We start from the raw sequence: 14,703 nt of genomic DNA on the forward strand, positions 1-14,703 counted from the left end.
GAAGTTTAATTGACTGTTTTCTTTTCTCTCAAGAAGAAAGCAGCCTGGTGATGAAACAGACATTTATCAATAGCAATCATTATTAGATTGTTATTTTAAGCCTCCCCCTCAAGTGGCTACTCAGGAAATGTCTGTTTGATTAAGTGATTACTCCTTAGATGGCGGTATTCAGATACGGCCAGTTAACTTGGGTAGACACCGTGACTAAAGAACCTGACCACAAAGTTGCTCTTAGTAAAGTAAAGTACCCCGGAAAACGCATGGCGATGGACGGCAACACTGCCGTTATCATGTGTGAACGGGAAGCTTCCGACGCCGCAGGCGCCTATCCCATCACTCCATCTACTCAGATGGGTGAATACTGGGCAATGGAATCTGCCAAGGGCCACGTAAACGTTGGCGGTAAGCCGCTGATCTTCGTTGAGCCTGAATCCGAGCATGCTGCCGCCGCGGTAACCGCCGGTATGTCCATGTCCGGTCTGCGTGCCACCAACTTCTCCTCCGCTCAGGGTATCGCGTACATGCACGAATCCCTGTACGCAGCGGTAGGTAAGCGTCTGCCTTACGTTCTGAACGTAGGCGCACGTGCCATGACCAAGTCTACCCTGAACGTTCACTGTTCCCACGATGACTATCACTGTGTAGACGACACTGGATTCTTCCAGCTGTTCGGTGCCACTGCCCAGGAAGCAGCTGACCTTAACCTGATCGGCCGTAAGATTGCCGAGATGGCTCTGACTCCAGCCATCGTTGCTCAGGACGGCTTCTTGACTACTCACCTGATCGAGCCCGTTATGGTTCCAGAGCGTGAGCTGGTTGAAGAATTCTGTGGTCGTCCAGACGACATCATTGACTGCCCAACGCCAGCCCAGAAGATGATCTACGGCCCTAAGCGCCGTCGTGTACCTGAGTTGTGGGACGTGGATAACCCCATCGTTGCTGGCCCTGTACAGAACCAGGATGCTTACATGCAGTCTGTTGCTGCACAGCGTCCTTACTTCTTCGAGCACATTCAAGACATCACTGACCAGTGCATGGAAGAGTACTACCAGCTGACTGGTCGTAAGTATGAGCGTGCTGCCTTCTACAAGATGGAAGACGCTGAATACGTAATCGTTGGCCAGGGCTCCATGCCTCTGCAGGCGAACGCTGTTGCTGATTACCTGCGTGAGAAGCGTGGCATCAAGATGGGTGTGGTTAACCTGACCATGTTCCGTCCTTTCCCAGGCGATTTGCTGGGTAAAGCACTGAAAGGCCGTAAGGGTGTTTGCGTACTGGAACGTACCGACCAGCCTCTGGCAGAAGACCTGCCAATTATTCGTGAAATGCGCGCGGTTTTGACTAAGTGCATCGAAAACGGCCTCGCCGTTACACAAGGGCAGGAAGGCAAGAAACCTTACCCAGACTACGATAGCTTCGGCGCTGCTGACGCTCCTCGCATGTACTCCGGCTGCTACGGCCTGGGTTCCCGCGACTTCCAGCCTGAAGGCGTAATCGCTGCTATCGAAAACATGCTGGATGATGGTGCACAGAAGCCATTCTTCTATCTGGGTATCGACTTCGTGCGTGACGTGGCCGCTAACCCGAAAGACGAGATCCGTCGTCAGGAAATCCTGGACGCGTATCCTCAAGTTAAGGAACTGTCCCTCAAGGGTTCCGAAAACCCCAACCTGCTGCCTGAAGGTGCGATCACTGTTCGCATGCACTCCATCGGCGGCTGGGGCATGATCACCACCGGTAAGAACCTGTCCATGACCCTGTATGATCTGCTGGGTTATGACATCCGTGCGAATCCCAAGTACGGTTCTGAAAAGAAGGGCATGCCGACCACTTACTACCTGTCTGCTGCGCCTGAGCCTATTCGCATCAACTGTGAGCATACTTACGTTGACGTGGTTATGTCTCCTGACGCGAAGGTATTCAGCCACTCCAACCCTCTGGCTGGCCTGAAAGAAGGTGGTACCTTCATTATTCAGAGCGAAGAAACTGATCAGGACAAGGTTTGGGCCAAGATTCCTCGTAAGTTTCAGCAGGAAATCGTTGACCGCAACATCCACGTATTCTTTATCGACGGCTTCAAGGTTGCTCGTGAAGAAGCGTCCAACGCGGAACTGCAGTTCCGTATGCAGGGTAACGTGTTCCAGGGCTCCTTCTTCGCCGCTTCTCCGTTGATGGAAAAAGCCGGCCTGACCGAAGAAGGCCTGTTCAAAGCGATCGAAGGTCAACTGCGTGCCAAGTTCGGCCATAAGGGCGACCGCATCGTAACTGACAACATCCGTGTTGTACGCCGTGGTTTCGACGAAGTTCAGGAAATCACCAATAAGGTTGTTGGTGTTCAGGAAGAACAGGTTCGTCGTGAAGAGAAGCTGCCAGTCATGCTGAGCCGCGCGCCTGAGTCCACTAACCCTCAGACCTCTCTGCACGATTTCTGGGACAAGGCCGGTTCCTTCTACGTGAAGGGGCAGGGTAACGACAACCCAGCCGATCCAAACATGTCCATGTCTCTGATGCCTGCGGGCACCGGTGTATACCGTGACATGACCCAGATCCGCTTCGAATACCCACAGTACATTCCTGAGAAGTGTACTGCCTGTGGCGACTGCTACACCATCTGTCCTGACAGTGCTCTGCCAGGTCTGGCCAACACTCTGGAAGAAGTGTTCAAGACTGCAGTTGACCGGGTTGAGACCAAGGGCATGCCTACCATGTACCTGCGTCGTGAAACCCGCGCTCTTGAGAAACGTGTTCGCACTCTGGTAGACCAGCAGGGCGAAGCGGCTAACGTTTCCCGTCTGATCGACCAGGCTGTTCTGGAACGCCTGGCTGATGAGAAAGACGAGAAGAAGAAGTCTTCTCTGGAAAAAGAATTCGCTCTGTTCCTGGATGTTGTTGGTGACTTTGGCTTCGCTATCACCAAGCCTTACTACACCAACATGGAGAAGAAGCAGAAGGGCTCCGGCGGTCTGTTCTCCATCACACTGAACCCAATGACCTGTAAGGGTTGCATGGAGTGTGTGAAGGTTTGTAAGGATGGCGCACTGGTTGCGACTCCTCAGACTGAAGAAGACGTTGCACGTATTCGCAAGAACTGGGAATTCTGGAACGATCTGCCTACCACTGGTGCACAGTTCAACCGTATCGACGATCTGGACGAGAAGGTTGGTGCGCTGGAAACCATGCTGATGAACAAAGACAGCTACATGGCAACCGTATCCGGTGACGGTGCGTGTCTGGGCTGTGCTGAAAAGACTGTTATCCACCTGTTCACCAGCACCATGAGCTCCCTGATGCAGCCTCGCGTCAAGAAGCACCTGGCTGAGATCGACACTCTGGTTGCCCAGCTCGAAACTCACGTTCGCATGAAGCTGGCCGGTGACGTTGATTTCTCCGACACCCAGGCTGTTGCCAAGGCGATCGAAGAGCACAAGGGCCACGACCTGACTCTGTCCGGTCTGACCGAAAGCATGGGTCAGAGCTCTGATAAGCCTATCGACGCCAAGTGGCTGCGTTGGGTGACTCAGCTGATGGAAAAACTGAAGCACCTCAAGTGGTTGTACACTGATGGTAACCACGGCACTGGTCGTGCGTTCATGGGTGCTACCAACGCAACTGGTTGTACTTCTGTTTGGGGCGCTACCTACCCATACAACCCTTATCCGTTCCCATGGGCCAACCACCTGTTCCAGGACAGCCCGTCTCTGGCAATGGGTATCTTCGAAGGCCACATGTCCAAGATGGCAGACGGCTTCAAGCTGCTGCGTCAGGCCAAGATCGAACTGACTGAAGGTTATGACTTCGCCAAGCATGATGATTTCTTCACTCACCTGAACTGGAGAGATTTCAGCGACGAAGAATTCCACCTGTGCCCACCAATCGTGGCTATCGGTGGTGACGGTGCGATGTACGACATCGGCTTCCAGAACATGTCTCGTCTGCTGGCTTCCGGCCACCCTCTGAAGGTGCTGGTTCTGGATACCCAGGTGTACTCCAACACTGGTGGTCAGGCTTGTACGTCTTCCTTCGTGGGTCAGGTTGCTGACATGAGCCCATACGGTAAGGCCAAGCCAGGCAAGATCGAAGAGAAGCGGAAAGAGATCAGCCTGATCGGTATGGCTCACCGTACTTCTTACATCCTGCAGAGCTCCATCTCTCACACCACCCACCTGCTGGAAGGTTTTGTTGATGGTCTGAACGCTCGTCGTCCTGCGCTGTTCAACATCTACTGCGTATGCCCGGCTGAGCACGGTGTACCAGATGATGTAGCCAAGACCCAGGCTAAGGTTGCGGTTGATTCCCGTGCTTACCCACTGTTCAGCTACAACCCTGACCACGGTGACAGCATCATCGAATGCTCCAGCCTGGAAGGTAACGCTGGTCTGGATAAGAAGTGGCTAGAACAAACCATTTTGTACACCGATGAAAGCGGTAAAGAACAGAAGATGGTTCTGCCTCTGACCTTCGCTGACTTCGCGATGACTGAAGCCCGCTTTGCCAAGCACTTCAAGGTTGCACCAGTTGATACCTGGAACGATGACATGGTGCCAATGCACGAGTTCGTCGAAATGTCTGAAGAAGATCGTGAAGGTCTGTTCCCGTACGTGATGGGTACTGACAAGAACAACAACCTTCAGCGTGTTCTGTGTGCTGAGCCAATGGTTAAGTCTACAGAAGAGCGTGTTCACTTCTGGAACCAGCTGCGCAGCATTACCGGTCAGGACACCGTTAACGCTATCAAGGAAGCTGAAGAGAAGGCCCGCGCTGAAACTGCTGGCGCTGCTATCGCGGCTATCCAGGGTCTGGCTAACGGCAATGTGGCTGCAGCACCTGCTGCAAACATCATCGCAACTGCTTCTTCCGATGCGGCTCCTGCACCTGCTGCGGCAGCGTCTGGTGATGCAGCATGGATTGAGTCTGGCGAATGTACGGCATGTGATGACTGTATCAACATCAACTCCAGCATCTTTGGCAAGAACGACAGCGACGGTACTGCTTTCGTACTGAACGCGGCAGCGGGTCCATTCAAGGATATCGTTAAAGCGGCTGAGAAGTGCCCAGCTGGCTGCCTGCACCCTGGAGCGCCTATGGACATGGGCGAGAAGGATGTAGAGAAGCTGATCAAGCGAGCTGAGAAGTTCCAGTAATCAGTGTTAGGAGCTGGCTTCTTGTTTATGGATAGCAAGAAGCTGGCGCCGGAACTGGGATCATGTTTTCCGCGCCGCAGGCCAGTCCCTGTCCTGAGGCTGCTCTCAGACCATCCCTGGTCTTTGAAAATATGACACCCAGCTCCGGCTCCTCTGGCATCGGAGTTGTCGGCTTTGTCCGAAGTTGTCCAACTCTTTTTACTGGTTCCTTCAGGACTGTTTCAATGAAGAAATCCCAAAAAGGTTTTCTCCAGATATTCGGTGCCAAAGGTACTTTTCGGCACGGTATTCATCCGGAAGAAAATAAAGAACTGACGGAACACAAAGCGATCCGTCGTATTCCATTCCCTCGGGAAATGATCCTGCCTCTGGCACAGCATCGTGGCGCTCCTGCCAAGCCTGTTGTGGTGAAAGATCAGGACGTTGTTCGTGGTGAACTGGTAGCTGAAGCGGGCGGTTTTGTTTCTGCGCCTATTCATGCTCCGGTAACCGGCACAGTTGTTGCCGTTGACCGGCTTGTGCCTATGCCTGACGGCTCCAAAGGCAAGGCCATCATTATTAAAACCTGGCCGTCGTCTACCCAGGAAGTGCTGTACAGCAAGTCTGTGAATACAGATGAAATGTCAGCGGATGATCTGGTAAACGCGGTACAGAATGCAGGTGTCGTAGGTCTTGGTGGTGCGGCATTCCCGACCCACGTAAAGATGAAAGCGCCCAAGGGCAAGACTATTACCACGCTTATCGGTAATGGCTGCGAATGTGAGCCTTTCCTGACCTGTGACCATCGAATCATGCTCGAGTATGCCGAGAATATGATTCGCGGTACCCGGCTGGCGATGAAAACCACCGGTGCCACCCGCGCGATTATTGGCGTGGAAGATAACAAGATGGATGCGGTTAACCATGTTAACAAGGTGATTGCATCTCTGCCTGGCGACAACAGCGATATCACCTGTGTAGCGGTGAAGACTCAGTACCCACAGGGCGCTGAGAAGATGCTGATCAAGAGCCTTCTGGATCTGGAAGTGCCTTGTGGCGGTATTCCTGCCGACATCGGCTGCGCAGTATTCAATGTGGGTACTCTCGCCCAGATTGGCGAACTGGTTCCTGAAAGCCGTGGCCTGATCGAACGCATCGTGACCGTCAGTGGCCCGGGCGTGAACAAGCCCGGAAACTATCTGGTTCCTCTGGGTACTCCACTACCTGAGCTGCTTAAGCATGCTGAAGCGATGGAAGATCCGGGTATGGTCATCCTCGGTGGACCAATGATGGGTGGCGCGATTGCCACGACTGACATTGCGACCACGAAAGGTATTACCGGCGTTCTGGTATTCCCGCCTGAAGCTCTGCCTTCCCCAGACGAGCGCGAAGAGATGCCCTGCATCGGCTGTCGTGCCTGTGTGGAAGCCTGCCCAATGATGCTGAACCCCAGCACGCTTGGTCGCCTGGCTCAGAACGATCGCTACGAAGAGATGGCCGACAAGTTCCACATGTGGGACTGCTTTGAGTGTGGTTGCTGCGCCAATGTCTGCCCCTCCAATATTCCTCTGACCCAGCTGATCCGTGTGGCTAAAGGTGCACACCGTCAGCGTAATCAGCCGGCTTAGAGTGAGGAATTAATAGTATGTCTGGACACACCGGCTCTCATAAAAGCCTCTCCATGAAAATCCGGACCTCTCCGCATCTGAAAAAGACGCTGACGGTCCGGCAGATCATGGCCAGCGTAGTGATGGCATTGTTGCCTGTCTGCCTCTGGTCGATCTGGCTGTTTGGTCTCAGTGCTTTGGTGCTGCTGATCACTACCACTCTGTCGTGTATGGCGACTGAAGCTCTGTTCAATCGTCTGGCTGGCAAGCCTGCAATGGCTCGTGAAAGCAGTGTTGTTATCACCGGTCTGCTGCTTGGCCTGACTCTGCCACCAGGTTTCGCCCTGTGGATGGCGGCCTTGGCAGGTTTCGTTGCGATTGCTCTGGGTAAGGTGCTGTTTGGTGGTCTGGGTCAGAACCCATTCAACCCTGCACTGGTTGGTCGTGCTTTTGCACAGGCGGCGTTCCCGGTTTCCATTACTACCTGGACACCAGCGTTCCTGCCTGAGCGTTTCACTTCCTTTATTCCATCGTCTCTGGCGTTCCCGTTCATGACGCCTGCCGATGCTTCTGGCTGGATTCAAAACCAGGTAGACGGCTGGAGTGGTGCAACTCCTCTGAAGATGATTGGTACTGGCAGCGATTTCGCCAGCGCAACGGATCTGATGTTCGGTACTGTCAGCGGTTCTTCCGGTGAAACGGCCGGTCTGCTGATTCTGCTGTGTGGCGCATGGCTGGTTTACAAAGGCGTAATGGGCTGGAAGATTCCTGCGGCCGTTATGCTGGGTACTGTTCTCACCAGTCTGCCTTTCTGGCTGATGGACGCCAGCGTTTATCCTTCTCCTGTCTTCATGCTGTTCTCCGGTGGCCTGATGTTGGCAGCCGTATTTATGGCAACCGATATGGTTGGCACGCCGCTGACTGAGAAGGGCGTGTGGATCTTCGGCCTGATGATTGGCTTCCTGACAGTGATTATTCGTCTGTTCGGCAGTCTGCCTGAAGGTGCTATGTACGCAGTGCTGATTGGTAATGCCTGCGCGCCACTGATCGACACCTTCACCCAGGAGAAGCCATTCGGCTATCGCAAACCTGCTAAGGATGGAGGCAAAGCATGAGCGAATCCATTCCAGTAGTGAATGTTGACGAAGAGAAGATCGACATTCCTGCACCTCCCAGCTTTGCCATGTTCCGTACTCTGGCTGTGATTGCCATGTTGTCCGGTCTGTTCGTGGTACTGGTTGTGCAGTGGGCGAACCCTTATATCGCTGCCAACAAAAAGGCTGCTACCGAAGCTGCGGTATTCAACGTAGTGCCCGGCGCAACTGCCAGCAAGACCTTCATTCTGGAAGGTGACAAGCTGGCCGTCGCTCCTGAAGGCGCGACCGGTACGCTGATCTACGGTGGTTACGATCAGGGCAAACTGGTTGGTGTTGCCATTCCCGGTGTTGCCACTGGTTACGCTGGCCCTGTGTACGTGATGTTCGGTTACAGCCCGGCAAAAGAAGCGGTTGTGAAGTACCAGATTCTCACCATGACTGAGACTCCCGGCCTGGGCGACAAGGTTGTGACTGATGAGAAATTCCTGGCCAACTTCGACAATCTGGTTGCCAAGCTGAACGACGCGGGTACTGCACTGGAGAATGCCATTGTTACCGTAATGAACGGCGACAAGCAGCACGCCTGGGAAATTGACGCCATCAGTGGCGCAACAATCACTTCCAAGGCTGTTGGTAACGCGATTAACGGTGCAGCTCAGCAGATGGTTCCTGTGATTAACAGCCAGTTGTCGTTCATTGAAGCGGAGGGCGCCAAATGAGCAAGCCCGGTGAATATGAAAACATAAGCGCGGATACTTTCCTGCGCGGTATCTGGGAAGAAAACCCGGTATTCGTCATGCTGCTGGGTATGTGTCCGGCGCTGGCGGTAACCAACTCTGCGATCAACGCGATCAGCATGGGGCTGGCCACCACCTTCGTACTGGTGATGTCCAGCTCCCTGATCTCCATCTTCCGGAATTTTATTCCCAAGCAGGTGCGGATCGTTGCTTACATTGTGATTATCGCAACCTTCGTAACCATCGTTGACTACCTGATTCAGGCAATCAGTCTTGATCTGTACAACGCGCTGGGTGCGTTTATCCAGTTGATCGTTGCTAACTGTGTAATTCTCGGTCGTGCAGAATCCTATGCTTCCCGCCAGAAGCTGGGTGCTACCGTGGTGAACAGCTTTGGTTCCGGTATCGGCTTTACCCTGGCTCTGCTGAGCATGGGTGCGGTACGTGAAATCCTGGGTGCCGGCGCACTGTTCGGTGTAAGCATTATGCCTGCCGGTTTTGAGCCATGGGTTGTGATGGTTCTGCCACCCGGTGGATTCTTCGTACTGGGTTGCTGGCTGATCTTGTTCGCGTGGAACAAGAAGCGTAAGGATCAGGCTCTGCTGAACGACGCTGCTGTTAATGGAGGTGCCGCATAATGGACGACAGTCTGTTTACAATTTTCATGAACGCGGCGGTGGTCAGTAACTTTGTACTGGCCATGTTCCTCGGTATCTGCCCGTTTCTCGGTGTATCCAACAAGGTTGATACATCCTTGAACATGGGTATGGCGACCACCTTCGTAATGTTGGTGAGCTCCGCAGCAGCCTTTGCCATTAACTGGATTCTGGGCGAACTGGGTATCGAGTTCCTGCGTTTGATCTGCTACATCGCAGTGATCGCATCCTCTGTACAGCTGGTAGAGATGGTTGTGAAGAAGTTCAGCCCGGCTCTGTTCCAGGCTCTGGGTATCTTCCTGCCGCTGATTACCACGAACTGTGCGATTCTCGGTCTAACTCTGTTCCAGACGTCCCGTGAGTACAGCTTTATTCAAAGCCTGGTATTCGCGCTGGGCGCTGGCGCTGGCTTTACCCTGGCACTGCTGCTGATGGCGGGTATCCGCGAGAAGCTGGAGCTGGCCAAGACTCCTGACATTGCTCAGGGTGCAGCCATGACTCTGATGATTGGTGGCGTACTGTCTCTGGCCTTTATGGGCTTTGCAGGCCTGGCCTAACCCTTGAGGGATTCTCGATGATTGAGAAATACCTTTTGGCTGTAACTGTGATCTTCCTGGCTTCGGCCGGGTGGATCACTGTTCAACATCTCTATCGCAGATTTGCTAACAAGAATCCCCAGTGCGGCCCGTTTAGGGACGACGGTGGAAATAGTATGTGCAAATGCTGTGAGTCAAAGCAGTATTGTGTGACTCGAATGAGTTAAAGAAAAAGCCAGCTTTAAGCTGGCTTTTTCTTTGTCAGTTATCCCCTGACTGACAGGCAAGACAGTTTCCCTAACTCTCTGTAAGCGTTCTCAGGTTTGCCCTGTCCAAGCAATTCTACTGCAACGCAGGAGTTGTATGGATGCTGGATGGTATCGGTAGCCATAACACGCTTTCTGGCAGAAGTGCAGTGGGGGGGCGCACCGATGCTGAGGTCAGACATGCTGGGCGAATTGTTCGCTGCTTTGAAAGCGGGCACTATTTTCTGCGAGCTGTGCATATGGGTTACTGGCGTAAAGATGGCCAACTGACAGAAAAAGCCCCGAGTTATCTTGTACGCATAAAAGAAGAAGGGGTTGGGCCTGATCCTAAAAAAGCTCTCTGGACTCTATCTCACCGAGTCGCAGAGCTTGATTACCAATCTGAAGAACAAAAGCCCCGACCTGTAAGAGATCTTCGAAAAGACATCCATACAGGTACAACCTTCTGTGATGCTTGGCATTACGATGTCCATCTGGGTTTGATGGATCTGGAAGTGATGTTGGCCTACAAAGGCGATGCTTCAACGCCATTTGCCAAGGGGAATGATTACACTGCGATTTACGAACATGTTTTTCTCCATAGAAAACCACTGCAGAGTTTTGAGGCTTTTTTGGAAAAAAGGCTCGAAATTTCTCGCCGATGGGGAAGTATGTACCCCTGGCGTAGTGAAGGTCACTTTAATGAGAAAGGGCGCCATACTGGTTTTCATACAAAGAGTATCGATACATCTTCGGAATTTAAAAAGGAGTTATCTGCCCATGTCGACTCCATAGATTACATAAAGTTTTATTACCTTGGTGGCGGTGAGATTGTTACCACCGGCTATCGAACAAAGGATTATTCTTCATTAATCATTGATGCTCAGGATCTTTTTCGACCGTGGCAACCACCACTCTGGAAAGACTTTGCCTCTAGATACGGTACTCCTGAGTCTCCTCTTGCTCTTGTATTTTATAGCGATGAAAAAGCAGATATTCAGGTTTGTTACCCCCGTGAACTACCCGGCCTGGAAAGTGGGGAGTATGAAGAGGCTGTTATTCAGCTGAATAAACTGTGTTCAATAGTTGGTCTGCGTCGCTCAGTTTTCGCACGATATTTCTTTTATCTGGGGCCACTTGATGCCATGAGGGCAGCCATGGCCTGCACTCAACATTGCAGAAAGATGTACGAGGCGCTCAATAACCCTGAGTGGAAGTGTTATGAAGCACTGGAAAGCGGTGACAAAAAGGGAGATGAAGTTAGAGCCTTAATTAGAAAGGTGAACCACCCCGAGTGTGAATTTTCTGGTACCGACTATTTAAACTTCATTGATCTGCTTTTTGGTGGTAGTGCTGTAAGACCAGTTCTTCTGGTGAAAAAACATAATGAATACATGTTTGATAAGTGTGGAGAAATCACTATAGAAGGGGAGTGTGATCCTGCTCTGGTGTACGGTGATTTGAAAAAAATTGAGGAAAAAATAGATCCATTAATACAGGACTGGAGCCTTTGCAGGGAGTTTCTTAAAAATGGCTTGAATCCCTCTATTTATACTATTCAGCCCAAACAAATTGTTGCTAACCCTTTGATGGCTGCTGAGTTGTATATGGCGGGAGCCGATATATCCAACCCTGGGCAATACCTGTTGCCAGTTATGACTGCACTATTTATTTCTGTGGATAGACCTATTGTTCGAGACACCTTCAATCGACTGGTTAATTTCTTACATGATACATCCCAGGTGGGCGCGTTTGATCAGGCTGTAGAAGCTTTCGAACTAATGGAATATACAGAGGGAAAGTATAGGGGAAAGGCTGAAGCTGTTGCGCTTTTCCTCATAGATAAGGCGATTGAAATTGACGTTAAGGAATCCACTAAATCCGGTAAAACCCGAGAAGAAACAATAGCGTCTCTCTGTAGGCGATGCAGTGAACTTATAGATTCCTGCCGTGGAAAAAGAATGCCGAAAGGCGTGTTTGCTATTCAAGGTAAAGTTTCAAGATCTGACCCTGGTAAAAAAGTGGCAGTCTCAAGGCTTGCAGTGGAGGATATGCTGGCAACTGAAATAGATCGGTGTCATCAGCAAAAAACTCTTGGCCTGAAAGATCTCTGGGCACTACCTGAGAATGCCCAGAAGATTCTGGATAAGTATTACCTTATGCCTTCAAAGGCGCAGATCTTTGATGGGTTGCGGTTTGGAAGGAGTTACCAACTCTATCGTGATATTCATGGTGCTGATCATGTATGTCGCACGGCAATGAATGTAGGGTGGCTGGTCGAACTGTTTAGAAAGCATGGTCTGGATAATAACTGGTTAACACCAAAGGCATGCCTGTTGTTGCAATATGCAGCGCTCTATCACGATGTAACTGCAGAAGTGGAGGATAAAAAGCTTGAAGAGCTTAATGCCTCCATAGCTATGAAGAGAGATTTGGAAGGGCTTATACCTGAAGAAGATAAGGCACTGTTTGATGATGTTGTCTCAGCCCTGAGAAGCAAAAATGTTAACGGTATGCCCACAGAAGATGTGGTTCCGCCTTATTCTCCTGATCAAGAGGGAACGCGGGAACGTCTGTTCCGGCGTATTCTCAGAATGGCAGATTCTTTGGAAATTACTCGTTGTGCCAGAGTTAACGATAGTTTTGCAGATGATCCAAAAGATAAGGAATCTTTTAACCTCCACTACTCAGATATGCCGGAAGATGTTTTCCAAAATGATGCTGAGTTCAGAAGTGAATTAATAGCTGGTATGGAAAACATGATGGATCTCGGGTTTATGACAGGTGGACGCTGTCCAGCGGATTTCCGTAATAAAGGGAGCTATGGAGAACGCTTTGCCCTGAGAGATGGTCCGTCGAGTAACCAGAAGAGGCAATATGTCATCAGTTTCGACTCGAACGTTTATCAACGAATTCAGAGAGAACAGGAATTATTAATTGGTCGTCGTATTGCTGCGGAATTGGGGTATCACGCGTACCACGAGAAGGAACTTGGAACTCCGGTTGATAAACCTGTCATTTACCATGATGACGACCTGGAAAAGTTTATGGCATTTGTGCGCCCGGCCATTTCAGGCTTAACCCCTCTTCAAAGAGTTACGTTTACCCAGTCTGCGCAGTTTGATGAACTTGTTCAGAGAGTTCGTGAAATGCTCCCTGGTGGTTTTAAGGTTCAGCGGCCGTTGGGAACTCTGTCTCAGCTGGATTTACAGTGTTCCGGTGCCTTGAGAGAAGTGTTGAAGGAACGCAATTTAAAAGTTATCCGCAAGAGCTACCCTTGGGCTGGCGAGCATGCGAGTTATCTCCGGGTGGTGGATTGCAGTGATCCAGCTGAAGAAGAGTCTCTTAAGCCTGGGGCGTTTGCCCAAAGCGAACGGAAAAGGCGTGAGGAGAGACTGAAAGTGCTGGACGAAGAATTGCGTGCCAAGTGGGAGAGGGATAAGACGTTTTTTAAAGTGTTGCCTATGAAGGTTTGAGCTGTATTTACAAAGGAAACAGTCAGCACTTTTATTCTGGCATTGCGCGTTAGGGTGTATTGCACAATTTAGCATCTGTTTTTGCACCAAAAGAAAGCCGTTTTAAAGCGGCTTTCTTTATGTATGGCGTTTAGAAAAATTATCTGACAATATGAAAATCGCCGTTATCAATAAAAATAAAAAGGTGACTTTCCATGGCTTATCCCAAAAGGACGAGGCGTAGCTTTGTAAAAGGGTTAACCGTTGCCCTGACTACACTGACTCTTGGTATTGGTTCTGCTGTTCAGGCCAAAGATAATCGCGATTATATTCTGACAACCGCTTCAACTGGTGGTACTTACTATCCAGTGGGTGTTGCGCTGGCAACTCTCAGTAAAATCAAACTTCAGCCCAAACATAAAATGTCAGTGTCGGCGATTAGCTCTGCTGGTTCTGGTGAAAACGTAAAGCTACTCCGTGAAAATGAAGCGCAGTTCGCTATTCTGCAGGGGCTTTATGGTGCCTGGGCCTGGGGTGGTGAAGGGCGTGTTGCCAGCCAGGGCAAGCAGGAAAACCTGCGAGCTGTCACCATGCTTTGGCAGAACGTTGAGCACTTTGTTATTGAAAGTGATCTGGTGGAAACCGGTACCGTTGCGGACCTCGCCAAACTTGATGGTAAGAAGTTCTCTATTGGTAAGCGTAACTCCGGTACCGAAGGTTCTGGCCGTCACATTCTTGGTGGTTTAGGAATTAACCCTGATCAGTTTGATCTGGCCTATCTCGGTTATGGCCCCAGTGCGGATGCTCTGCAGAACGGTTCTATTGAAGGGATGAACATTCCGGCTGGTGCACCAGTCAGTGCGATTACCCGCGCTTATGCGGCTCTGGGTAAAAAGATGACTGTGCTGGACTTCACGCCAGAGCAGCTGGCTAAAGCCAACAACGGTTACAAGCTTTGGACACCGTACACTATTCCTGCCAACACATATCCCGGCCAGGATAAGCCTATAAACACTATTGCTCAGCCAAACTTCCTGGCGGTTCGCGATGACCTGCCGGAAGAAGATGTTTACCTGCTGGTGAAGAGTGTTTATGAAAACCTGCCATTCCTGAATGGTATTCATAAAGCCACCAAGGCTATGGCTTTAGAGAAGGCGATTGCTGGTTTGCCTGTACCTCTGCATGCTGGTGCTGCGAAGTATTTTACGGAGCAGGGAATTACTATACCGGGTCATCTGCAGCCTCGTTAG

8 protein-coding genes are annotated in these 14,703 nt (G+C 51.0%); all 8 read left to right on the forward strand.

The features are described from left to right. The first annotated feature begins 158 nt into the window (after positions 1-158). Entirely contained in the window at positions 159-5,141 is a 4,983-nt protein-coding gene (locus ACY2RR_RS05770; RefSeq protein WP_490107187.1) for a 2-oxoacid:acceptor oxidoreductase family protein, read from the forward strand. Positions 5,142-5,365: 224 nt separating this feature from the next. Further along, on the forward strand, positions 5,366-6,748 hold the full coding sequence (rsxC, locus tag ACY2RR_RS05775; protein WP_490107188.1) for an electron transport complex subunit RsxC: 1,383 nt from the start codon (positions 5,366-5,368) through the stop codon (positions 6,746-6,748). A gap of 17 nt (positions 6,749-6,765) precedes the next feature. Beyond that, the gene (locus tag ACY2RR_RS05780) at positions 6,766-7,842 is read left to right on the forward strand and encodes an RnfABCDGE type electron transport complex subunit D (protein WP_490107189.1); all 1,077 of its coding nucleotides are present in this window, start codon (positions 6,766-6,768) and stop codon (positions 7,840-7,842) included. Continuing rightward, positions 7,839-8,543 (forward strand): RnfABCDGE type electron transport complex subunit G, encoded by a 705-nt coding sequence (locus ACY2RR_RS05785; RefSeq protein ID WP_490107190.1) that lies wholly within the window; start codon positions 7,839-7,841, stop codon positions 8,541-8,543. The genes ACY2RR_RS05780 and ACY2RR_RS05785 overlap by 4 nt, the downstream gene beginning before the upstream one ends. Continuing rightward, a complete protein-coding gene (rsxE, locus tag ACY2RR_RS05790) occupies positions 8,540-9,199 on the forward strand; it encodes an electron transport complex subunit RsxE (protein WP_490107191.1) in 660 nt (219 codons plus the stop codon). The genes ACY2RR_RS05785 and rsxE overlap by 4 nt, the downstream gene beginning before the upstream one ends. Continuing rightward, entirely contained in the window at positions 9,199-9,774 is a 576-nt protein-coding gene (locus ACY2RR_RS05795; RefSeq protein WP_490107192.1) for an electron transport complex protein RnfA, read from the forward strand. The genes rsxE and ACY2RR_RS05795 overlap by 1 nt, the downstream gene beginning before the upstream one ends. A 346-nt stretch (positions 9,775-10,120) precedes the next feature. Then, positions 10,121-13,474, forward strand: a complete 3,354-nt coding sequence (locus ACY2RR_RS05800; RefSeq protein WP_490107193.1) for a SidE phosphodiesterase domain-containing protein — start codon at positions 10,121-10,123, stop codon at positions 13,472-13,474. 194 nt (positions 13,475-13,668) lie between these two features. Beyond that, complete coding sequence (locus ACY2RR_RS05805) at positions 13,669-14,703, forward strand: TAXI family TRAP transporter solute-binding subunit (RefSeq protein WP_490107194.1); 1,035 nt, start codon at positions 13,669-13,671, stop codon at positions 14,701-14,703.

The sequence above is a fragment of the Parendozoicomonas sp. 2304DJ65-17 genome (assembly GCF_058148445.1).

What these genes read in the sequence shown, in the direction of transcription:
- ACY2RR_RS05770 (WP_490107187.1), top strand. Translation starts at nt 159, where the DNA reads ATGGCGGTATTCAGATACGGCCAGTTAACTTGGGTAGACACCGTGACT.
- rsxC (WP_490107188.1), top strand. Translation starts at nt 5,366, where the DNA reads ATGAAGAAATCCCAAAAAGGTTTTCTCCAGATATTCGGTGCCAAAGGT.
- ACY2RR_RS05780 (WP_490107189.1), top strand. Translation starts at nt 6,766, where the DNA reads ATGTCTGGACACACCGGCTCTCATAAAAGCCTCTCCATGAAAATCCGG.
- ACY2RR_RS05785 (WP_490107190.1), top strand. Translation starts at nt 7,839, where the DNA reads ATGAGCGAATCCATTCCAGTAGTGAATGTTGACGAAGAGAAGATCGAC.
- rsxE (WP_490107191.1), top strand. Translation starts at nt 8,540, where the DNA reads ATGAGCAAGCCCGGTGAATATGAAAACATAAGCGCGGATACTTTCCTG.
- ACY2RR_RS05795 (WP_490107192.1), top strand. Translation starts at nt 9,199, where the DNA reads ATGGACGACAGTCTGTTTACAATTTTCATGAACGCGGCGGTGGTCAGT.
- ACY2RR_RS05800 (WP_490107193.1), top strand. Translation starts at nt 10,121, where the DNA reads ATGCTGGATGGTATCGGTAGCCATAACACGCTTTCTGGCAGAAGTGCA.
- ACY2RR_RS05805 (WP_490107194.1), top strand. Translation starts at nt 13,669, where the DNA reads ATGGCTTATCCCAAAAGGACGAGGCGTAGCTTTGTAAAAGGGTTAACC.